General features: G+C 44.2%; 20 protein-coding genes and 4 pseudogenes. 14 read left to right on the forward strand and 10 right to left on the reverse strand.

The annotated features are described in order from the left end of the window. Window positions 1–65 precede the first annotated feature (65 nt). From JCM19039_RS08010 to JCM19039_RS08050, 9 genes and pseudogenes are all read left to right on the forward strand, one after another. Window positions 66–1276, forward strand: a pseudogene (locus JCM19039_RS08010) (S1C family serine protease). 166 nt (window positions 1277–1442) lie between these two features. Then, entirely contained in the window at window positions 1443–1922 is a 480-nt protein-coding gene (rlmH, locus tag JCM19039_RS08015) for a 23S rRNA (pseudouridine(1915)-N(3))-methyltransferase RlmH (protein WP_042425784.1), read from the forward strand. A gap of 56 nt (window positions 1923–1978) precedes the next feature. Next, window positions 1979–2770, forward strand: a complete 792-nt coding sequence (locus tag JCM19039_RS08020) for a hypothetical protein (protein WP_042425786.1) — start codon at window positions 1979–1981, stop codon at window positions 2768–2770. Window positions 2771–2793: 23 nt separating this feature from the next. Continuing rightward, window positions 2794–3473: pseudogene (locus tag JCM19039_RS08025) on the forward strand (uracil-DNA glycosylase). A gap of 2 nt (window positions 3474–3475) precedes the next feature. Further along, the gene (locus JCM19039_RS08030; protein ID WP_042425790.1) at window positions 3476–4516 is read left to right on the forward strand and encodes an AbrB family transcriptional regulator; all 1041 of its coding nucleotides are present in this window, start codon (window positions 3476–3478) and stop codon (window positions 4514–4516) included. Window positions 4517–4590: 74 nt separating this feature from the next. Beyond that, window positions 4591–4776 (forward strand): hypothetical protein, encoded by a 186-nt coding sequence (locus JCM19039_RS08035; protein WP_042399607.1) that lies wholly within the window; start codon window positions 4591–4593, stop codon window positions 4774–4776. A gap of 123 nt (window positions 4777–4899) precedes the next feature. Beyond that, window positions 4900–6672, forward strand: a complete 1773-nt coding sequence (locus JCM19039_RS08040) for a M3 family oligoendopeptidase (protein ID WP_042425793.1) — start codon at window positions 4900–4902, stop codon at window positions 6670–6672. Between the two features lie 128 nt (window positions 6673–6800). Next, window positions 6801–7070, forward strand: a complete 270-nt coding sequence (locus JCM19039_RS08045; RefSeq protein ID WP_042425796.1) for a DUF5327 family protein — start codon at window positions 6801–6803, stop codon at window positions 7068–7070. A gap of 18 nt (window positions 7071–7088) precedes the next feature. Continuing rightward, a complete protein-coding gene (locus tag JCM19039_RS08050; RefSeq protein WP_042425960.1) occupies window positions 7089–7460 on the forward strand; it encodes a DUF423 domain-containing protein in 372 nt (123 codons plus the stop codon). Between the two features lie 36 nt (window positions 7461–7496). On the opposite strand, the gene JCM19039_RS21810 is transcribed toward JCM19039_RS08050, so the two are convergent. The 3 genes from JCM19039_RS21810 to JCM19039_RS08065 form a co-directional block, all read right to left on the reverse strand. Then, complete coding sequence (locus JCM19039_RS21810) at window positions 7497–8045, reverse strand: hypothetical protein (protein WP_052398612.1); 549 nt, start codon at window positions 8043–8045, stop codon at window positions 7497–7499. Window positions 8046–8063: 18 nt separating this feature from the next. Continuing rightward, on the reverse strand, window positions 8064–8897 hold the full coding sequence (locus JCM19039_RS08060; protein ID WP_042425798.1) for a DUF368 domain-containing protein: 834 nt from the start codon (window positions 8895–8897) through the stop codon (window positions 8064–8066). A 133-nt stretch (window positions 8898–9030) separates the two neighbouring features. Continuing rightward, complete coding sequence (locus JCM19039_RS08065) at window positions 9031–9267, reverse strand: ferredoxin family protein (RefSeq protein WP_042358088.1); 237 nt, start codon at window positions 9265–9267, stop codon at window positions 9031–9033. Between the two features lie 239 nt (window positions 9268–9506). On the opposite strand from JCM19039_RS08065, the gene JCM19039_RS08070 reads away from it, so the two are divergent. Further along, the gene (locus JCM19039_RS08070) at window positions 9507–10082 is read left to right on the forward strand and encodes an ATP-dependent Clp protease proteolytic subunit (RefSeq protein WP_042425801.1); all 576 of its coding nucleotides are present in this window, start codon (window positions 9507–9509) and stop codon (window positions 10080–10082) included. Window positions 10083–10094: 12 nt separating this feature from the next. Beyond that, entirely contained in the window at window positions 10095–10784 is a 690-nt protein-coding gene (locus tag JCM19039_RS23095; RefSeq protein ID WP_081834401.1) for an RNA polymerase sigma factor, read from the forward strand. On the opposite strand, the gene JCM19039_RS08075 is transcribed toward JCM19039_RS23095, so the two are convergent. From JCM19039_RS08075 to JCM19039_RS08110, 7 genes and pseudogenes are all read right to left on the reverse strand, one after another. Then, window positions 10669–12465: an ABC transporter ATP-binding protein gene (locus JCM19039_RS08075; RefSeq protein WP_042425805.1), complete on the reverse strand. Its 1797-nt coding sequence runs from the start codon at window positions 12463–12465 to the stop codon at window positions 10669–10671. The two genes, JCM19039_RS23095 and JCM19039_RS08075, sit on opposite strands and share 116 nt — an antisense overlap. A 495-nt stretch (window positions 12466–12960) precedes the next feature. Continuing rightward, a complete protein-coding gene (gene gerQ, locus JCM19039_RS08080) occupies window positions 12961–13353 on the reverse strand; it encodes a spore coat protein GerQ (protein ID WP_042425808.1) in 393 nt (130 codons plus the stop codon). Between the two features lie 27 nt (window positions 13354–13380). After that, on the reverse strand, window positions 13381–13803 hold the full coding sequence (locus tag JCM19039_RS08085) for a cell wall hydrolase (protein WP_042425811.1): 423 nt from the start codon (window positions 13801–13803) through the stop codon (window positions 13381–13383). 115 nt (window positions 13804–13918) lie between these two features. Further along, window positions 13919–16191 (reverse strand): annotated as a pseudogene (gene metE / locus JCM19039_RS08090) (5-methyltetrahydropteroyltriglutamate--homocysteine S-methyltransferase). Window positions 16192–16336: 145 nt separating this feature from the next. Next, window positions 16337–17088, reverse strand: a pseudogene (gene hemQ / locus JCM19039_RS08095) (hydrogen peroxide-dependent heme synthase). Between the two features lie 612 nt (window positions 17089–17700). Then, entirely contained in the window at window positions 17701–18447 is a 747-nt protein-coding gene (locus JCM19039_RS08105; RefSeq protein ID WP_238544970.1) for an enoyl-CoA hydratase/isomerase family protein, read from the reverse strand. A gap of 117 nt (window positions 18448–18564) precedes the next feature. Continuing rightward, window positions 18565–19380, reverse strand: a complete 816-nt coding sequence (locus tag JCM19039_RS08110) for a lipoate--protein ligase family protein (RefSeq protein ID WP_042425819.1) — start codon at window positions 19378–19380, stop codon at window positions 18565–18567. A 110-nt stretch (window positions 19381–19490) separates the two neighbouring features. On the opposite strand from JCM19039_RS08110, the gene JCM19039_RS08115 reads away from it, so the two are divergent. Genes JCM19039_RS08115 through JCM19039_RS08125 form a run of 3 tightly spaced genes read left to right on the forward strand, consistent with a single transcriptional unit; the run spans window position 19491 to window position 20765 of the window. Continuing rightward, window positions 19491–19682, forward strand: coding sequence for a hypothetical protein (locus JCM19039_RS08115; protein ID WP_042425823.1), 192 nt, complete (start codon window positions 19491–19493; stop codon window positions 19680–19682). Between the two features lie 8 nt (window positions 19683–19690). Next, window positions 19691–20332 (forward strand): pentapeptide repeat-containing protein, encoded by a 642-nt coding sequence (locus JCM19039_RS08120; RefSeq protein WP_081834402.1) that lies wholly within the window; start codon window positions 19691–19693, stop codon window positions 20330–20332. Between the two features lie 4 nt (window positions 20333–20336). Continuing rightward, window positions 20337–20765, forward strand: coding sequence for a tetratricopeptide repeat protein (locus JCM19039_RS08125; RefSeq protein WP_193744176.1), 429 nt, complete (start codon window positions 20337–20339; stop codon window positions 20763–20765). The last annotated feature ends 33 nt before the right edge of the window (window positions 20766–20798 follow it).

Raw genomic sequence — 20798 nt, forward strand, 5'->3', positions numbered from 1 at the left:
ATTAGCAAATCGACATGGGGGGCATGTCAGACAATAGTAATCAAAGAAAGAAAGGTGGAGCAGCCATGGGTTATTATGATGATCACTACCCATCAAGAAAAAGGAAAAGTAAAGGTTCGATTTTTTTAGGCATTATTCTAGGTGCAGCCCTTGTCATAGGCATCATAAGCATTGGCCAGATGATGAACATCGGTGGGTCAAGTGCAGCTCAAGATGAAGAACAAAATGATCAAGAAGAAGACTTCTTTGCGGGAGACTCTGATACGGTCCACCTCGATGTGACGACAGATGTCACAGATGTTGTTGACAATGTTTCAGATTCTGTCGTTGGTGTGTTTAACCTCCAAAATACAAGTTTTTGGGGTGGCGCTGACGGTGTTGAAAATGAAGAAGGCGTCGAAGCTGGGACAGGGTCTGGTGTTATTTATAAAGTAGAAGGCGATCTTGCTTATGTTGTCACGAACGAGCACGTTATCCAAGGTTCAGATGAATTAGAAGTGAGCTAAGTGAAGGACAGCGCGTTCCTGCAGAGCTCGTCGCTCAGATATTTGGACCGACCTCGCCGTGCTTACGATTGACGCTGAGAATGTGGATACCGTCGCTGATTTTGGAGACTCCGATCAACTTCGTGTTGGAGAGCCTGCGATTGCTATAGGGAATCCGCTCGGACCACGGTTTGCCCGCACCGTCACGCAAGGATCATTAGCGCCACCGAACGCAGTGTGCCTGTTGACTTGACAGGGGATGGACAAATTGATTGGAACGCAGAAGTGTTACAGACAGATGCTGCGATTAACCCTGGAAACAGTGGGGAGCGCTTCTCAATATCCAAGGAGAAGTGATTGGCATTAATTCAATGAAGCTAGCCCAAGTTGAAGGGATTGGCTTCTCAATCCCAACGACGATTGTGCTGCCTGTCATTCAAGATATTGAGCAATATGGAGAAGTTCACCGTCCTGAAATGGGTGTTATGATTGGCTCACTAGATGAGATTCCGAGCTATCATTGGCAGGAAACGTTGAATTTGCCAGAGGATGTTGGTGCAGGGGTATTTATTCATGAGATCGTGCCGAATTCTCCAGCAGACGCAGCTGGTCTAGAACAATATGATGTCATCGTTGAACTTGATGGAGAGCCGATTGAAGCTGCCCATGATTTACGAAGACATTTGTATACAGATGTTGATGTGGGCGATGATATGAGCGTGACGTTCTACCGGAATGGGGAACAAATGGAAACGACAGTTACGCTAAGTGAACAGCAAGATATGCTATAGAATCAATTGGTGTAGCTCCCCGAGATGCTTTCTTGGGGAGCTACACAAGTGTGAGGAACATTTTAGTTGTCCACACCCGATCGATACAAAAAGTCCTTTACATAGAGGAGTACTTGTTCCGGCTGTGAATATGTGGATAACTATTGTGGATAAAGAGGTGGATAACATGAAGATTCAATTACTTACTGTAGGAAAATGCAAGGAAAAATACATACTAACGGGAATTGCTGAGTTTCAAAAGCGGTTGCAAACCGATGTGAAGTTTGAAATTATTGAAGTGGCAGATGAGAAAGCGCCAGAGCGACTTAGCGACAAAGAAATGATCCACGTGAAACAAAAAGAAGGGGAGCGGCTACTACATAAAATTAAACCACAATCATACGTTGTTGCCTTAGAGCGCCAAGGAAAAATGATTGATTCTGCTGCACTTGCTAACAAGATTCAGCAGCTTACAACATATGGTACGAGCGATTTTACATTCATAATTGGCGGTTCTCTCGGGCTTAGTGAAGACGTAAGAAACCGGGCAAATTATGAGTGGTCGTTTTCACCGTTGACATTCCCTCATCAATTGATGCGTCTAATGGTAACGGAACAGATCTATCGTGCGGTTCAAATTAATAAAGGAACCCCTTACCATAAGTAATAAACACAATGTTTCACATGAAACAAGCATCGGCGAATGTGTGAAAGGTTTTGAATATGATAAAAACGATGTATTTACGGAGAATTTATGCGTCCTATATTCTTAGCGTGATTGTAGCTATTATTCTTGTAGTCTTAATCACTTTTACGAATGATTGGTTAGGGTCGTTGCCTCTGTTTATATTGATGATCGGTTCGATTGCAATCATTCCGGTCAGTCATTATAAATACAATCAAGTGAAAGATTTGATCGTCCCTCAATCTGACACCCCGATGTTGCAACTTGACCATCTTGTGATTCAAAGAAATGTTGCCTATTTTCCACAGTTGTTGTTTTTCAAGAAAGACGGAAGCTATACGGGTACAGCGAAACTTCGAACCCTCCCGTGGTACGGCTATTTATTATCTCCGTTTTTCAAATCGGACTTAATTACGATTCTTCCGTTCACTTTTACGGTGTATGACGAGTCCGAAAGGGAGGTCTTGCATCTTCAAAAACGAGGATGGTTTCTTAAATCATATGTGACAATTTTGAATGAAGATGGACAACGCCTTGGGTCTTATGAGCAAGAAGACTACCGAATTTTTAGTATTCAAGGCAAATTGAAGGATGCAGCTGACCAGCTGTTATTGCCTATTCATGCGGATTTTACAACGAGTTTTACGCTCACCGATGATCACAAAAGACAGTGGGCGAGCTACTATCAAGGACGTTTTCCGCATGAGTATACGCACATTTTTCGTGATATGGAAAATCATATTGTCGAACTGTCCGACTCTCTTGAGGAAATGGATCACCGGCGATTGCTCGGTGTGCTCACATTTTTATTTTTACATATTAAGAGGTAGACGTTATATAGGAGGAATAAGGAATGGGACTGCCGTTAGAGAACGATTGGCGCCATGTTGTTGGCGATGAATTTGAGGAATCTTATTATAAACAACTCCGGACATTTTTGAAAGAAGAATATGAAACAAAGAAGATCTATCCATCGATGTATGACTTGTTTAATGCACTCCATTTAACGTCGTTTGCGAATACGAAAGTAGTCATTCTCGGGCAAGACCCGTATCACGGCCCGGAACAAGCTCATGGGTTGAGCTTCTCTGTTCAACCTGGTGTTTCCATTCCACCGTCTCTACGAAATATCTTTAAGGAATTAGAAAGTGATCTTGGTTGCCTCGCACCTGAAAATGGTAATCTAACGTCTTGGGCGGAACAAGGTGTGCTGTTATTAAATACAGTTCTATCGGTACAGGAAGGGACCCCTGCTTCTCATCAAAACAAAGGTTGGGAACGTTTTACCGATCAAGTCATTCGTAGTCTAAATCAAAAGGAAGACCCGGTCGTCTTCTTGCTTTGGGGAAAGCATGCAGCTGCCAAAGCCAGATGGTTGACGAAAAGCATTGCATCATTACAACGTCACACCCTAGTCCATTTGCGGCACATCGAGGTTTCTTTGGTAGTCGGCCATTTTCACAGGCAAACGAATTTCTCCGTTCCAATGGAATTAAAGAAGTTCGATGGTGCCTGCAGAAAGCTGACCAATAACGATGCCTGTGGATAAGTTGTGGATAAAGAAGATTGGGTTTCTGCTCGTTGCATTTATCGTAGGTATTGTGTTTCAAACGATGGGTGTGCCTGCTGGTTGGTTGTTAGGGGCTTTACTAACGGGCATTTTTTATGGGCTATTCATTGAGACGTATAATTTTAAAGGATGGCCGTTTGCCCTTGCCCTCGCGCTTGTTGGGGCAAACATCGGAATCATTATGGAAGCCGAGCTTTTTGTGCATCTGCACCAGTATTTTCTTCCGCTACTCGTGACGCTTATGATTACACTTTTTGGTGGTCTTGGTTTTGGTCTGTTGCTTAACAAATGGACGGGATTAGACCGAACGACGGCGTTTTTTTGCACCGTTCCCGGAGGTGCATCGGAAGTGATTGCCCTTTCCGCGCATTACGGAGCAGATGAGCGAGTCGTCGCTGCTTTTCATACAGCGCGGATTACGATGTTTGTGCTTATTATCCCGTTTGGGGTCGGTTTGTTTTATGGGCAAGGAAGTCCAGAGACATTTTCAGAAGCGTCGACGCAACTGCAGCCGAATCAACTTTTCTTCTTTGCGGTAGTGATTAGTATTGCCTTTCTGTTGCATCGACTGTTTACATTCCCAGGCGCAATGCTCATTTATTCAATCGTAGTCGGTTTTTTGCTCAGTCAATTTGTGTTTCAATTAGGCACTTTACCGAACTATATTGCAGGAGTCGGACAAGTACTGATCGGAGCGATGGTTGGCATACGATTTGAGCGATCAACGGTGAAGCGGCTATCCTCCATTGGCGTGCCCAGTTTGAAGATTCTAGCGATGTATGTAGGAATGGCTCTATTCGTCGCGTTGCTATTTTTTATGATGACCCCGCTAAATTACGTAACAAGTCTGTTAAGTACCGTCCCAGCCGGTGCACCGGAAATGTCTTCTACCGCCTTTGCTTTGAAGCTAGAGCCTTCTTTAGTTGCAAGCCTGCATATCATTCGGATGGTCAGTATCTTTCTCGTTTTACCTTTGTTCTTGCGACTTATTTTAAAGAAGTCGTAACAAAACTGTCATGTAAGAAGGGTTTATCTGAATGAGGGATGGGGAAAACCTTTACTACTTGGAGGTGAAGGCCGATGATTATTATCGGTGATTTGCAGATAATGGCACAGCGCTATACAGACGTAGAAGAGGCGCGAAAGGACTTTAAACAGGACGAAGTCATCGTACGTGACACAGAAGATAATTATTGGATCATAGATTCCGAGAACTTCGAGAAGATTGAAGCCTACGGGTACGAGAAAATTGACGAGAAGAAATAACAAAATGAGGGCGGTGTTCTTTTGAGAGCACAGCCCTTTTTATCGGTCTGAAACGCCATTCAACCATACAAACCGCCTATAATATGGTATGCTAACACTTAATGAAAAAAAGGAGCTGGTGGTATGTCTTCAACAACTTCATTACAATGGGATCTTACAACAATATTTTCAGGTGGAGATGCAACATCAGGACAATTTCAAGAACATGTCAACAAATTGGAAAAGTCAATTAACGACCTTAGTTCAGATGTGAACGATGGTGTATTAACATCGATGTCTTTTAGCGATTATTTTCTAACATTTCAGCGATTAACGGCTGAAGTGCAAGAAGCAAGTGCGTTTATTTCTTGTCTACTAAGCGATGATACGAGAGATCAAGAAGCGAAGAAATGGAAGATGGTGACTGTCCAGCTCGGCTCCAGACTTAAAGCAATGGAAGCCGACTTTGAGCATTTTCTTGCGTCTTTAGAAGATGAAGAGTGGCGAGAGCTCGTACAAAAGCCAGAACTAGACGGCTTAACGTTTCCTATGGAAGAGCGTCGTGAACGTGCGAAAGGGAAGATGGACAAGCAGCTCGAGCAGTTAGCCGAATCACTAAGTAAAGATGGTTACCACGGATGGAATGATATGTATTCAACGCTGATTGGTCATATTCGCGTGTCCGTCGACGGTGAGACGCTATCTGTTGGCCAAGCAAATACGAAACTTGGAAGCAGTGACCGAGAAGAGCGGGAAAAATGGTCGGGCGCACTTCGAAAAGAGTGGGAAAAGTATGAAGATGTATTTGCAGAAACGTTAAACCATCTAGCTGGTTTCCGGTTATCGCTTTATGAAGGCAGAGGATGGTCCGATCCATTGCATGAACCTTTATTAATTAATCGTATGAGCGAAGAGACGCTGGATAGTATGTGGAGTGCAATTGAAGACGTGAAACCAGCACTCGTAAAGTTTTTGGAACGAAAGAAACAAATGCTTGGCATAGAAGAAATGAAGATGCATGACGTGTCGGCGCCGATGGGTACAACGGTGTCTAGCGAGACACCGTTTAGCACAGCCATTGATCAAATTGAGCGTCATTTCAGAAAGCTAAGCCCGATTATGGCCGACTTTGCTCGAGAATCGGCAGAGAAGCGCTGGATCGAGGCTGAGGATCGTGATTTCAAAGGAGCTGGAGGGTTTTGTACGAGTTTCCCGATCTCCAATCAAAGCCGTGTGTTCATGACGTATAACGGCACCCCAAGTTCTGTACAAACACTCGCTCATGAACTCGGTCATGCGTATCATCAACGGGCGATGGGAGACATGCCTTACTTCTCGACGAGATATAGCATGAGCGTTGCTGAAACAGCTTCCACATTGGCCGAACAGCTCGTCGCAGACGCAGCCGTTCAAGAAGCTGCCTCCGATGAAGAGCGGATTGCCTTGTTGGACACGAAGATCAATCGCTCTGCCGCGTTTTTTATGAATATTCATGCTCGCTTCCTCTTTGAAAAGCGCTTTTATGAACGTAGAAAAACCGAGTGGTTGTCAGCAGGCGCACTGAAGGAACTTATGGTAGAAGCGCAAAAAGAAGCATATCATGATCAGCTTTCTGAGTATGATCCGTATTTCTGGGCTTCAAAGATGCATTTCTTTATTACACGTGTGCCATTTTATAACTTCCCGTACACGTTTGGCTATTTGTTTAGCTTAGGTATCCTTGAACATGCAAAATCAGCCGGTTCAGAATTCGAGAGCGCGTATATTGACTTATTAAAAGACACAGCCAGCATGTCTGTTGAAGATTTGTCGAGAAAGCATTTAAGCAAAGACTTGACCGATAAACAATTTTGGCTCGATGCAGCGCAACCGATCGTAGAAGATATCGAACAGTTTTTGAAATTGACAGAAGCATAATGACGGACGATCTGCACCCTAAAGCGATTGCTTAGGGTGTTTTTTGATGGCAGAAACGTTCAAAAACGATTAGCAGATGAGGAGATTGTGGTAAACTAGCGGTAGATTAAATGAAAGGACGATGATTGTTGAGTATACCGATGAAAACGGTGATTGAGCAGATTCAAAAAGAGACTGAACGTCTAGCGCAGGCCGAACAAGCTGGAGATCATCGGAACCTAGAAAAGCATGCACATACAATTCGGGGCTATTGTGAACTGATTGAAGGTATAGATGATCGGGACAAAAAGGTCTCTGCACCCGTTGTTAAGGAAACAACTGAGGTACAAAGAGCACCAATGCCAACCGTACAATCAACACCACGAAAACAAGAAGAAGGAAGTCTACTCGACTTTTAGAAGGAAGGTTTGTTTTACGTGAAACATACATGGATTGCCGTCGGTGCGCTGTTTGCTGCACTCGCTGTTGCAATTGGCGCATTTGGCGCTCACGGCTTGGAAGGGATCGTAAGTAGCAGTATGCTTGAGAACTACGAGACAGGCGTGCAATATCATATGTTCCATGCGTTAGGCATTATCGCCGTCGGTCTGTTTGCAACAAATCAAGAGATGAATGGTAAACTCCAAGCGGCGGCTCTCTTCATGAGCGTAGGGATTGTGATCTTCTCTGGGAGTTTGTACGTCATGGCGCTTACAAACATGACGTGGCTCGGAGCCATCACTCCAATTGGTGGCGTTTCTTTTATTGCCGGTTGGGTCTTTCTACTCGTCGCAGCGTTGAAAAGATAAAAAAGGCAGGGGGCATCGAGCCTTCTGCCTTTACTATTAACCAAATATAGCAATGACACCAAAATGAATCAATGCTCCGTAAACAATCGACCAAAGAATGAGGCTAATGGTCATCCAAAGTGTTAAATATGCACGATTTGCCCCAAACGAGCACGCAAGTGCGGCGGTTAAATGACTGCTGAGCAACCCTGTACCAATGATGGCTAGACCAGGTAAGCCAAAGCGATCCCAATATTTTCTCGCCCGCTGCGATTGCTTGGAGAACATGTTTGATTGCTCTTCTTCAACTGCGACTTCTTCCGGCGCGTCTTCAACACCAGGCTCGGCATCTACAATTTCTTCAGCTGTGTCTTCGATGACTTCTGGTTTTGGTTTTTCGCGATTTTTGATCCTTGCTCGAATCTTGTCGATGAGCAAAATGAGCAAAAAGACGGTGAGCCAATTTCCGATAATGGCAGCTGTAATCGTCAATGTTGAACTAATGTCAGAAAAGAAGACAATGCCTACGGGAATCGCCGTCATATATTCCAAAAACGGAACGGCCGCGATGATGAGCACGATGAGAAAATAAATGATGGTATCCAAAACGACAACCCTGCTTTCTTACTTATGTTCCACTCTTCCGAGCAGTAGTGCGATAATAATGCCGACGAAAAAGGCGACAATTGATGTGAATGCAGCCGCGAAATCAAGTGGGATTCCTGGGAAGATAATAATCCCTGAACCTGCAACCATTCCGATGACAACTGCGTACGTTCCAACTGGAAAGCGTTGGAGGAAAAAGTGCACGATTTTACTCGTGATAAGCACCCCAACCCCAATCCCGGCAATGAGTGTGATAAGTACAGGGAAATGCAGGTTCGAAAGTGCGTCAATGATCGTGCGATAGTAGCCTGTAATTAAAAGAATAAATGAACCACTAATGCCTGGGAGCAGCATCGCGGAACTGGCAACCCAACCGGCAAAAAAGATGGCAACATAATCACCGGTCGTAATGCTCGGCAACAGGCTTTCTGCTTCTTCGCTATGGACGCCTTGCCACAAACCAAACGCAATAATGATGGCGAAGGATAAAGCGAGAATTGCGTAATGTTTTGAGGTAAATGTTTGTTTCACGCGGACGCGCTTTACTAAAAAGGGTAGCACGCCAAGAATTAATCCTAAAAATAAGTAAAACAGCTGTGCTGTGTAATGCTCAAAGAGAAAATCAATGAGATTTGCTATGGAGAATACGGCAATGAAAATACCGATGACAAGTGGTGCAAGGAACAGGATGGATTGTTTCCATTTTCGTGTAGACAACCCGTTAATTGAAGCAATTAATTGCTCGTAGATGCCGATAACGACGGCGATTGTTCCGCTGCTTACTCCGGGCACAACTTCGGTTGTTCCCATAATGAAGCCTCGCCATAAGTTATGATAATCAAGCTTGCCCATAAAAGCCCCCTACAATATACAAACTGTGTCTTGCTCCTCAGTTATACCATGTGAAATTTAAAAAATCTATCGATTTAAGACGTTAAAAAGACAGCAGCTAAAAGCCACTGTCCCGTTACAATAAACCTGAGCATTATTGATTAAAATACTGTGCGTTTAATTCAATGTATTGAGCTTCCTCTTCTGGTACTTCATCATCTGGGTAGATGGCTTCAACCGGGCAGACTGGTTCGCACGCTCCACAATCTATGCAAATATCAGGGTCAATGTAGAACATGTCTTTCCCTTCTTCGATACAATCGACAGGGCACACTTCTACACAAGAACCATTTTTTTCCTCTTTGCAAGCAGACGTAATAACAAATGGCATGTCGTCTCTCACCTCCCTATTAGAATCATGATAACGAACGATGATATATCGTTTAAAGGGCTGTCCATAAATGAATGAGCCAGACCAGACGTTGATCAGTTACTCACATGATTGTATCATATTCCTCCATGAACAGCACACAGGGTAACTTCATGAATTATATTTTTTACCCCCATATCTTTCTTCATACTCTTTTCGTTTACGTAGATGAAAAAGAAGTTGTTGAAGGAGGAAAAAAGATGCAGCACGTTCCTTATGTAATTGAACAGACGGCAAAGGGAGAGCGCTCCTACGATATTTATTCACGGTTGTTAAAAGATCGAATTATTTTTATTGGTACCGAAATCCACGACCAACTTGCCAATTCCGTTGTTGCTCAATTGTTATTTTTAGCCTCAGAAGATGAGAACAAAGACATTCACTTGTATATTCAGTCTCCTGGGGGTTCGATCTCGGCAGGATTTGCAATTATTGATACAATGAATGTAATTAAACCAGAGGTAAACACGCTTTGCACAGGTATGGCGGCATCAATGGGTGCGCACATCTTAGCTATGGGGGCAAAGGGCAAAAGAAGAGCCTTACCGAATGCTGAAGTGATGATTCATCAGCCTTCTGGAGGTTCAAAGGGACCCGCAGCTGATATGTTGATTTACGCAGACCGGATTCAAAAACAAAGAGAAGTAATCAAGAAACAACTCGCTGAAAAAACCGGGCAATCAGAAGAGCAAATTGGAAAAGATATTGACCGTGATTATTTTATGAGTGCAAAGGAAGCGTTGGATTACGGAATCATTGACGAAATTTTAACGTAAGGAGGAGACGAGTTGGACGACTGGAACGAAACATACGATGCGCTCATTCGTTATTGTCGCTATTTGAGCAAGGAGGATGGGTACGATCTTGCTCACGATGCGTTTTTAAAAGCGGCCACTTCCTCGAAACGAGAAGTAAACAAAACGTATATGAAAAAAGCCGCTCGCTCAGTATGGGTTGATCAATGGCGCAAAACACCAGGAGAAATAACGAATATTTCAAATGAGAAAATCACCGACCAACGAGACGATCATACACTCATTCTCGTCACTGAGTGGCTTGTGCAACACCTGACAAACAAGCAGTTAGTCGTATTTGTACTGCGCTTTGGCTTTTGCTTAAAAATAAAAGAAATTGCTGACCACTTGAATGTCCCTGAATCAACTATAAAAGCGTTGCTACAGCGGGCTAGAGCACATACGGGGACGTTTCTAGAGCAAGATGAGCACGGCATTCATGTTCCTGTTGGCACGAAAAGAGCAAAGCGCGCCCAACAGCTGGCGTATATGATTAGAACGGGACAATTGCAAGCACTGTCGAGCATCTTTGACTATGAAGACCGAGGCGAACTGCTTTCGGTCTTTTTTATGTGCGCACTTCTTCATGTTGAAATTGCAAAGCATTCAAATGTTCATATACGCCTTTTTCAAGAAGCAGTTGTTCGTGTGTACCTGATTCAACGACTTCTCCGTCTTCCATGACAATAATATGGTCTGCATGTTGAATGGTTGATAACCGGTGCGCAATCACGAGCGCTGTCCTTTGATTGAGCAATCTTGAAAGCCCAGATTGGATCGCTTTCTCAGAAGCTGTGTCTAAAGCTGAAGTTGCCTCATCAAGCAGAATGATCTTCGGGTCTTTCAATATTGCCCGGGCAATACTGATCCGTTGTTTCTGTCCACCCGATAGCTTCACCCCGCGTTCCCCAATCTCTGCTTCATACCCATCTTTAAACTCGGAGATAAACCCGTCAGCATTAGCGATCATCGCTGCTTGTTGAATATCTTTGAATGATCGATCGGGTTGTCCGTAAGCGATGTTTTCGGCGATCGTTCCATTAAAAAGAAAAATGTCTTGGGAGACAACAGCAATTTGTGACCGCAAAGAGGAAATGTCCACATCTTTAATGTTTGTTCCATCAATGATAATATCTCCGTGGTCAGGTGAGTAAAATCGGCTAATGAGCTGAGTGACCGTCGTCTTGCCTGATCCTGAAGCACCTACGAGCGCTGTTGTTTTTCCGCCTTCGAGTGTGAAATTCACATCGTGAACGGCACGCTTCTCATTTGTGTATGAAAAAGACACTTGTCGAAATGTAACTTCTCCGTCGGTAATTTCAAGGGCAGGGGCATTTTCTTTGGAAACGATCGCTGGTTTTGTGCTGAGCACTGCTTGGATGCGGTCGTAAGCCGCTGCGGCTTGCTGAATCGTGTTCATAAGCCGACTTACCCGACGAATCGGGTTTTGTAGCAATCGCAAGTAAAGTAAAAATGTCGCGATCATCCCCACGGTCATCTCACCTGCCATCGTCTGCCAGGCCCCGACCGCAATGACGATCGCCAAACCTAAATAGTTAATTGCATTCACAAGAGGTCCGAACAGAGAAAAGTTTTTGGCCGCTTGTACATTTGCAGACCGGTTTTGCTCATTGCGTTTCAGAAATTTATTCATCTCATACCGTTCCGCAGCAAAGGACTTCACAAGTCGGATGCCAGAAAATGTGTCTTGTAGATGGTTGTTCATCTCTCCGATACTCGCCTGTACTTGCCCGTACGCCTTGCGCATACGCTTTGAGAATTTTCTCGTCACATAAAAGAGTAGGGGGAAGGTGAGTAATACGAACAACGCTAGCTGCCAGTTTACATAGAACATATAAATGCTGATTGCAAAGAAAATGAAGATGTCAGTAATTAAACTTAGTAAGCCAGAAGATAATAATTGTTGCAGCATATTGACGTCGTTCGTCATGCGCGACATTAGGTCACCTGTTCGTGTCCGGTCAAAGTAAGCGACGTCTGATTGTTGAAGGTGTTCATACAAATCATTTCGCAAGTCATAAAGCGCAGATTGTCCGACCCTTGCCATAAAAAAACTGCCGATAAATTGAAATAAAATTAAGAAGGCCGCACCTGCGACGACAGCGACAAAAACCGAAACGAGTAAAGAAATGGATGCCTCGGGTATGACGACGTCGATCGTATATTGAACCGCTTGGGGGATAAAAAATTCAATCATCGCGACGAGAAAAACGGCTACGATCGCAACGGAGACGAGTTTCCAATGAGGCCTAATTCTTCGAATTAAATCTTGGAGCATATGTTTGATTTGCTGCTTTGGTGGCTCTTCACTTTGCGAGTGTCGCTGTGATGAACTTGTGCCCATAGTACACCTCCCAAGCATTAGTATTTACGTTACGTTTATGAAATAAAGACTATCGGATTGATTTTTAGCTGTCAAAAATTGTGTTCTATACGAGTGTTGTTCATTTATTTCCATTTCCAAACACTCTAGCACCATCGTCGTCGAAAGGAGACGATGGTGCTAAAGTGTGGCTTTTTCGTCGAAAGCGAGCGCTGATGTGTCGAATAAGTGCACATCGGTGTCGGAAGCGTGCACATATGTAAATGTTCTGCTTTTGTGCATATGGGAAAGAGTGCACCGTCTACGGCGAATTTTATTTTTCAGTCTCTTATAAGTAAGCAAACGACTTTCTGGAGTCGAACATATAATATAGATGCCAATCCCGTTGTTGATCATAACCGATAGCTTGTGTTAAAGGAGGATAACGTAACGGTCCGTCATAAATTTGGAAAATAAAAAGCCCCAAAAGTTTGTTTATGCTACTAACTTTTGGGGTGTAGTCGCCTAATCATACGGTTATCTAGGGTTTTGTGAAGCAATTTGACTACCGCTGAATGGGTATGCGTACTCTAGCTGTTCATTAAACACAATATAGTCAAGATAAACCATAAGAAGCAAATAATATTGACCTGTTTCATTGTCACTTATAATGATGTGATCGCGACCAGCTTCTTCTAGTTGACCGACAAACACTTGCGTTTGCTGATTGCCACCGCTGCCAAATGTCATGTAGATGGTCACTTCTTTACCAAAGTTCAATCGCAGTATATTTTCAATATATGATTGTTCAATCGGTAGCATGGAGCCTTCAGGGCTCGGAATGTTCAATTGAGGCTGTTGCCTCTGTTGCGAAGATGCTGGCTGTTGAGGATATTGCGGGTAGTGCCCATACCAAGGATTCATGTACATGTCGTCGACCCCTTTCAAATTGGATGGTTAGTACACTTGTGGACATTCAGAATAAGTAGGGTTGTAAAAGCAGTGTGCTTTAAACTGCCCTGACAACGGCTGCCCAAACCACTCACCTGGGCAAGGAGCATCGGGCCTAAAAAACCAAAGCGCACGTTCACCAGGGTGGAATTGTTCACCGCGTATGAGACGACGAGCGAGTTCAACGTCTTGGTCTCTGGCCCGTTGATAAAAGTATGGTTTTTGTACCGCTTCAAACCCTCCAGGAGACTGATAGACCATCTGTTGAATGTTACGGATGTTGGTGAAATCGGAACAGTCATACCGCGTTCGGTTTACCATCACATTGCCGGCATTGAGCATGCCGAGTTTCCCTTCGCCTTCCGCCTCTGCGCGTATGAGACGAGCCAGTGTCTGAATGTCCTCTTCTGTTGCAGCAACAACCGCCATAAGCGCACCTCCCAAACATACTTATACAGTCTATGAACCGACGTTTGAATTATGCGTAATCAAAGCAAAAAAGCACTCTCCCTATAGTAGTCGGGAGAGTGCTTCGATTCTTTCGTTAGGACTTACTACTTACTTCTTCACGTGCAACGACAGCGGCGCTTACCATTTCTTTTAGTGCAGCAATGGTTTCTTCTTCGCTACGTGTCTTCAACCCACAATCTGGATTTACCCAGAATAGGTCAGCCGGTAACACACTGAGGGCACGGTGAATGACATTTAGCATCTCCTCTTTTGCAGGTACGCGTGGGCTATGGATATCATAAACACCAAGCCCGATGCCTTTGTCATACACGTTGTCTTCAAACGTGCTAAGAATGTCACCTTGGCTTCTAGATGTCTCAATGGAAATCACATCGGCATCCAAGGCTGAAATCGCATCAATGATGTCTTGGAATTCACTATAGCACATGTGCGTATGCACTTGAGTCGTATCTTTCACATAAGAAGAGCTCAGTCTAAAGGCGTGTACCGCCCAGTCAAGGTAGGACTGCCAATCGTCTCGTTTAAGCGGCAACCCTTCACGAAGCGCAGGCTCATCAATTTGGATCATTTCAATACCCGCCTCTTCCAATGCTGCAACTTCTGCGCGGATCGCTTCGGCAATTTGGAAGGCGACTTGGCGCTTCGGTAAGTCGTCTCGTTCAAAAGACCAATTTAAAATGGTAACCGGTCCTGTGAGCATGCCTTTCACCGGTAATTTCGTTAACGATTGCGCATAGACCGTTTCTTCGACCGTCATGGGCGACTTAAAGGCAACGTCTCCATAAATGATCGGCGGTTTTACGCCTCTAGACCCGTATGATTGAACCATGCGTGCTTCGTAAAGGCAAAACCGTCTAAACGCTCACCGAAAAATTCAACCATGTCGTTTCTTTCAAATTCGCCGTGAACGAGCACATCGAGACCAATGTCTTCTTGGTGTTGAATCCATGTACGGATGTGCGCTTCAATTTGTTCAGTATACGCTTCTTGTGATAAATTTCCCTTCTTTAACTGCGCGCGCAGGCGACGTACTTCTTTTGTTTGTGGGAACGAGCCGATGGTTGTTGTTGGTAAGATCGGCAAATCCCATTTCTCTAATTGTTTTTGGCGACGATCTTCATAAGAGAGTGGTCGCTTCACTTCTTCAAAAGGTGCTGTATCAGGTTGTTCTTTTCTCCAGCCTGTTGCTTCTAAATCTTTGAACAATTGTTCGTTTTCTTGGATGGCGGTACGGTCCCCATCTTCTTTGCTTTCCAACAGCTTTTTGAGCGTAACGACTTCGAGCAATTTCTCATCAGCAAAAGAAAGGGCGCGTTTAAGTGTTGGATCCAATTCCGTTTCGTTTTTCACTGTAACAGGTGTGTGAAGTAAACTGGCTGACGGTTGAACCCAAAGCTTGGAATGGTCAGCGACGGAGCGTTCCAATTGTTGGAGCAAGGTGAGCTTATCAATGACTTTTGCTTTCCAAATGTTGCGACCATCGATTACGCCGGCGGCAAGCACTTTGTCGCCAGGGAACCCTTTCGTCTCAACAGCGTGTAAGTTTTTTCCTCCATCATGGACAAAGTCGAGGCCGATGCCGGCAACAGGTAATTCGACAATCGTCTCATAAGCATCAACTGCGTCGAAATACGTTTGCAACAAAATATTTAGCTGTGGCACGTCGCTTCTAAGTGTTTCGTATGCTTGTTGAATGAGTGCCAACTCATCTTCAGATACGTCACCAGTGAGGGAAGGTTCATCGATTTGAACCCATAGTACCCCAACGTCAGCAAGTTCTTTCAGAACTTGACTGTAAAGAGGAGTAAGTTGTTGTAGCCAGTCACCAAATTGTGCAGTTTCGTAATGTTTCGCCAATTTTAGGAAAGAGTAAGGACCAACAAGCACAGGCTTTCCTTCAATGCCAAGCTCTTCCTTTGCTTCCTTGTATAAAGCCAGTGGGCGATTATCGGTTACTGAAGGGGTTAAGCCTTCAAGTTCAGGAACGATATAGTGATAGTTTGTGTTGTACCATTTTGTCATTTCACAAGCAGGTACATCTTGGCTACCTCTTGCCATTGAGAAATACGTATCAAGAGGAACTTGACCAGAGATCTTGCCGTAACGTTCAGGAATGAGCCCAAACATGACCGCCATGTCTAGCATATGGTCATAATAAGTAAAATCACCGACAGGGATGACGTCGATGCCACTTGCTTGTTGCTTTTTCAAATGGTTCAGACGAATGTCCTTCATTTCTTTGTGAAGCTCATCTTCTGTTGTCTGCTTTGCCCAATAAGCTTCTAGCGCTTTTTTCCACTCTCGTTGCTCTCCAATTCTTGGATAACCTAATGTTGAAGTTGTCACAAGATCTGCCTCCTATCCTTGTAAAGAAAATAACAGTACAAACAAATTGAAATTTTCCTTCTATCTTTAGCGTACTGCACTATTAAAAAGAATGAAAGGATATTTTTGTTCAATTTCCTAACAAAAATATCCTTTCTATGGTTGTTTAGTTTTTCGGTGTGAAGAAGAAGTCAATCTCCTCAAGGGGTAAAACGTTTCCAACATAAAACGATCCGAACTCAGCAAATCGTGCAGAAACTTCGTCAAATCGCATTTCATAAACGAGCTTCTTGAACTGAAGGACGTCATGGGCAAAGAGTGTAACTCCCCATTCCCAATCGTCAAAGCCAACAGAACCTGTGATGACTTGTTTGACAATGCCAGAATATTGACGACCAATCATTCCGTGGGAGTACATCATTTGTCCGCGCTCTTTTGCGGGGAGCATGTACCAATTATCATCGCCGTCGCGCTTTTATCCATTGGATAAAAGCAAATGTGCTCCCATTTAGGTAGAATCGGGAAGACACGTTCACGAATGCTAGGATCCTCAAGGGGATCGCCGTCTCCACGGTACATATATTTCCCAAGCTCTACCACTGAAACATAAGAGTACGCGGGTATCGTAAACTCCGAGAAGCGAGTTTGATTAAAGGCATTTTCAATTTCGTTTAGCTCTTTCATCGTCGGACGGAGGACCATAAACATCATGTCTGCTTTCTGACCGACAATGGAGTAGACGGCGTAACTGCCCTCTTCGCGTTCTTCATTGTCAATCCAGTCTTCGACCATGTCTTTAAACTCAGTGATGATCTGTTGACGCTCATCCTCTGGGAGCCGTTTTAGTGCTGCCCAATCAATGGTTCTAAAATCGTGCAAGCTATACCAACCATCAATTGTTTCTGCTGGTTCGCCCATAGTTGAATGCTCCTTTCTATTGCCATACATGTTCTTCTCAATCATAGCATAAGCAACCGAGCGTGTTAAAATGTAAGCTTTCCCTTCACAAAGCCGTCAAAAACGCTTCGGGCAGATGGCTATATAAGTTGAACAAAAGAATTTCTTCAAGAACCAGTGTAACCTTCGTAATGTGGAACCTGTGCTCGAGTTGGGACCGAACGGTTCCCAAGTTGGGGAAATCGCAGGAAAAGCGGTATATTCACATAAACTAGGGAACAGAATGAGCGAACTCGGTAACAGATTACAAGGTCAGGGGTACATCCCCGCCCCGAAATACCCACAAGACATCGGCGCGAACCGCGCTACCCGAGTCCGATTTGGCTTAGGACAGGGTGCTCGCTTATGGGCATTGAATCTGCGCTCCAATTGGAACAAACTGCGCAGGAGTTTAGCGAATGAGCGCCAAAATCGTTAAATTAGGCAAACTTGCGCGCAAAATGGCACCCAGCACTGCGCTACCCCAACAACCAACACCGCAAACCAGGAAAATCTTAAGTTCATACTATAGGTAGAAGCGAGCTCAAGTAGAAAAAACACCGGTGTCGAAAGATAGACACCGGTGTTTTTAAATTATTTTTTTATAAATTGTTGTATTGCATCCATATGCTCTCGCGTTTTGCCAGCAACCGTTTGTGCGATTACTTCTTGCTCGAGCACATGAGGTAACGATGATTCAAAGCTTTCTTTCATGTTCCGTTTCATCATTCCGTATGCGGTAACGGGGACTTCGGTAAGCTGACGAGCAAAGTCATCAGGGGTGCCCATCAGGTTCACAAGATTGATACGGTAGGCTTCTTCAGCCGAAATCGTTCCGCCAAGAGCAAGCTCCATTGCCTTTCCTTGACCGACAAGTCGAGGTAAGAAATAGGAGGCTCCGGCATCCGGAACGAGGCCAATCCGAATGAAGCTAAGTGCAAGTTTGGCTTCTGGTGCTGCCACCCTAAAATCACAGGCTAGCGCGATGCTGAGACCTGCGCCTACTGCGATGCCATTAAGATAAGCGATTGTTGGTTTGTTCATTCCTGCAATCGTTAGAATGAGGCGGTTATACGTATCACGCAAGCTATGTCCGTAGTTAAAATCATCGTGATTTTCTAAAGGTACGCTTTTTAGGTCTGCACCTGCAGAAAACGCGCCTTCACTTCCTTGAAGGACAATGACGGCTACCTGAGGGTCTCGGTCAGCTTCCTTAAAAGCAGCAAACAACTCTGTGTGCATGTCATTGTTCAGTGCGTTTTTCACGTGAGGGCGGTGAAGCGTAATGGTCGCGATCTTTTCAGCTACTTCATAACGAATCGTGTTTTGTGCAAGAGTCACTAGTAAAACCTCCAGAATTTTCATTGTCTTCTGTAGTCTACCACAAAATGAATGAATGCTCATTCGTTTATTGACGACAAAGACGCATCATTAAAATAAAAAGAACCTTACCATAGGTCAAGGCTCTAATATCTTGCGATTACGCTTTTTTACAAGTTCTAATCGATCGTTGAACAGATGTCGTTCGGACTCGGTTAACCGTCCATTTTCTAAAGTAATCCCTCGCTGTTCAAATACGCGTTCAATGCGGCTAATGCTATCGTTCACTGTCATCGGCACCCCATATAAATCAGAAATCGAAGCCATCGTTTCTGGACGGATTGTCATCACTTTCTGGTCGGTATCCTGTTCGGCTTCATCGTAAAAGTGTTTAATTTCCTCGGCTCGGAGAGAGCCGCTGCCTGTAACGGCAATGTAAACTTGCACAGCGATACCGCTTCGTAGACGCCGTTGCGAGATGCCTGCGAACTTTTTGTCGTTGATACTGAGGTCATAATTTCCCGGGCAATAAGAGCCGACGATTTCTTTTGCTTCAATCTTTCCGGGCGCGTCATCATACATCACTTCGACAAATTTCCACATTTTGTCATATGTGGCGTCAATCGTTTCACCTTTTGCATCTTTAATAATGAGTGATACATTGAGTACACCAGGGTCGAGGTAAACGGCAAGTCCGCCTGAGTTGCGAACGATGACGGTATATCCTTTAGCTTCAAAGCGGGCTTTTGCTCGTTGAATCGTGTGTAATCTGCTGTCTTGAGTGCCGAGCACAATCGTCGGTTCATGCACCCACGTATGCAAAATCGGGGGTGAATCCCATATCCCGACAGATTGACAAAACACATCGTCATATGCAAAAGATTGTAACGGATTTTCTTTTTTACCTTCGGTTTCGCGCCGCATCCAGCGCCAATAAGTAGGGTGTTCGATCATCTGTAATCTCCTGTATTATCATTGAAATTCTTTGCTCTATTATAGCACAGATCACCGTTTAGACGCCCCGAGAACGGGTATAGACCAGTAATACGTAGAGGAGGATGATTATGAAATCCGGAATGAAACGAATACTCACGGTTGCGTTAGTTGTGGTTTTCTTTCAATTCTTCTTTTTAGCAGGATATCAAGCGCTGTTTGCAGAACAAGTGAATTGGGTGTTTTTATCTGTAATGACACTCATTATGTTGGCACTTGTTGGAACGACCGCCCTAACCCACCGACGACTGAAAAGTGAGTGAAGTAGACAATGAAGAAAGCTTTGCAAGCCCCGAAAATGAGGGGACGACGGGAGTTGTTTCAGCAAGCCATTTGCCCTGAAGAGCTCTATGAGAATATAGAAATTGTTGAACAAAGCTATGATGAATGTGATGGGAAGCATGTGCGATTTTCTAATGCCTATTTCAAAGGCGTATCTTTCCTTTCCTCGAAGTTTGCGCATTCTGAATGGATTGATTGTGTGTTTAAGAAGTGTGATTTTTCCAACGTCGATTTCGCGAACGCGATCTTCCATCGAACAGAATTTATGAATTGCAAAATGTCTGGTGCAACGCTTTCGGATATGGGCATTCAGGATACGCGTTTTGTGAATACGCACATGCCTTATGTATCACTAAGTTTTAGTACGTGCAAGCGGGTGCGGTTTGAAGAAGGTTGCTCTCTTTCGAGTGCGGATGTTGTGGAAGCCACGTTTCAGTCGGTTGAGCTAGGGGACAGCACGATCGAAGACGTTCAGTTTTCAAACACGAACCTTGGTGGTGTTGACTTTAGTGATTGTCAATTTGAACGATTAACCGTCTCCGAAGGTCAGCTAGCGGGGTGTACCGTTTCGGAGACACAGGCGATTGCATTTATTCGTGCCTTCGGTATACATGTGAAAGGATATGAGTGATTTTATGGAGAAGGACACACGTTTAGCAAAAGAGTACCCGACCGATGCGAAGGTTCTTTACGAATGCGCCTCAGGGTACGACCTGCTCGGTGAGGAGCGAGCTGCTGCCCCTTATTATGAGCGTTCATTAGACGGGAAGTTGAATGAGACGGATCGACGGGGCGCCTATACAGGTCTTGGGAGTACATACCGAACGTTAGGTGAATACGAAAAAGCGAAATTGGTGCTTGAAAAAGGAATGGATGAATTTCCTGACGACGAAGCGTTAAGAACGTTCCACGCCATTTGTTTATATAATCTTGGACACAGTGAAAAAGCGGTGGAGCAACTGATTGGCAGTTTATTAGACACGTCTACTGATCCGCACATCCATATGTATAAAGGCGCGCTTGAATATTATCGTCATCGTTTAAATCAAGTATGGGAAGGTTAACTCCACATTTGGTATACTAAGGAAAAACAGCAG

Source organism: Geomicrobium sp. JCM 19039, assembly GCF_000698145.1.
In the GTDB taxonomy this organism is placed as follows: domain Bacteria; phylum Bacillota; class Bacilli; order Bacillales; family Marinococcaceae; genus Geomicrobium_A.

What these genes read in the sequence shown, in the direction of transcription:
- JCM19039_RS08040 (WP_042425793.1), top strand. Translation starts at nt 4,900, where the DNA reads ATGTCTTCAACAACTTCATTACAATGGGATCTTACAACAATATTTTCA.
- JCM19039_RS08125 (WP_193744176.1), top strand. Translation starts at nt 20,337, where the DNA reads ATGGAGAAGGACACACGTTTAGCAAAAGAGTACCCGACCGATGCGAAG.
- JCM19039_RS08035 (WP_042399607.1), top strand. Translation starts at nt 4,591, where the DNA reads ATGATTATTATCGGTGATTTGCAGATAATGGCACAGCGCTATACAGAC.
- JCM19039_RS08020 (WP_042425786.1), top strand. Translation starts at nt 1,979, where the DNA reads ATGATAAAAACGATGTATTTACGGAGAATTTATGCGTCCTATATTCTT.
- JCM19039_RS08065 (WP_042358088.1), bottom strand. Translation starts at nt 9,267, where the DNA reads ATGCCATTTGTTATTACGTCTGCTTGCAAAGAGGAAAAAAATGGTTCT.
- JCM19039_RS08070 (WP_042425801.1), top strand. Translation starts at nt 9,507, where the DNA reads ATGCAGCACGTTCCTTATGTAATTGAACAGACGGCAAAGGGAGAGCGC.
- JCM19039_RS08060 (WP_042425798.1), bottom strand. Translation starts at nt 8,897, where the DNA reads ATGGGCAAGCTTGATTATCATAACTTATGGCGAGGCTTCATTATGGGA.
- gerQ (WP_042425808.1), bottom strand. Translation starts at nt 13,353, where the DNA reads ATGTACATGAATCCTTGGTATGGGCACTACCCGCAATATCCTCAACAG.
- rlmH (WP_042425784.1), top strand. Translation starts at nt 1,443, where the DNA reads ATGAAGATTCAATTACTTACTGTAGGAAAATGCAAGGAAAAATACATA.
- JCM19039_RS08075 (WP_042425805.1), bottom strand. Translation starts at nt 12,465, where the DNA reads ATGGGCACAAGTTCATCACAGCGACACTCGCAAAGTGAAGAGCCACCA.
- JCM19039_RS08030 (WP_042425790.1), top strand. Translation starts at nt 3,476, where the DNA reads ATGCCTGTGGATAAGTTGTGGATAAAGAAGATTGGGTTTCTGCTCGTT.
- JCM19039_RS08115 (WP_042425823.1), top strand. Translation starts at nt 19,491, where the DNA reads ATGAAATCCGGAATGAAACGAATACTCACGGTTGCGTTAGTTGTGGTT.
- JCM19039_RS08110 (WP_042425819.1), bottom strand. Translation starts at nt 19,380, where the DNA reads ATGATCGAACACCCTACTTATTGGCGCTGGATGCGGCGCGAAACCGAA.
- JCM19039_RS08085 (WP_042425811.1), bottom strand. Translation starts at nt 13,803, where the DNA reads ATGGCGGTTGTTGCTGCAACAGAAGAGGACATTCAGACACTGGCTCGT.
- JCM19039_RS08120 (WP_081834402.1), top strand. Translation starts at nt 19,691, where the DNA reads ATGAAGAAAGCTTTGCAAGCCCCGAAAATGAGGGGACGACGGGAGTTG.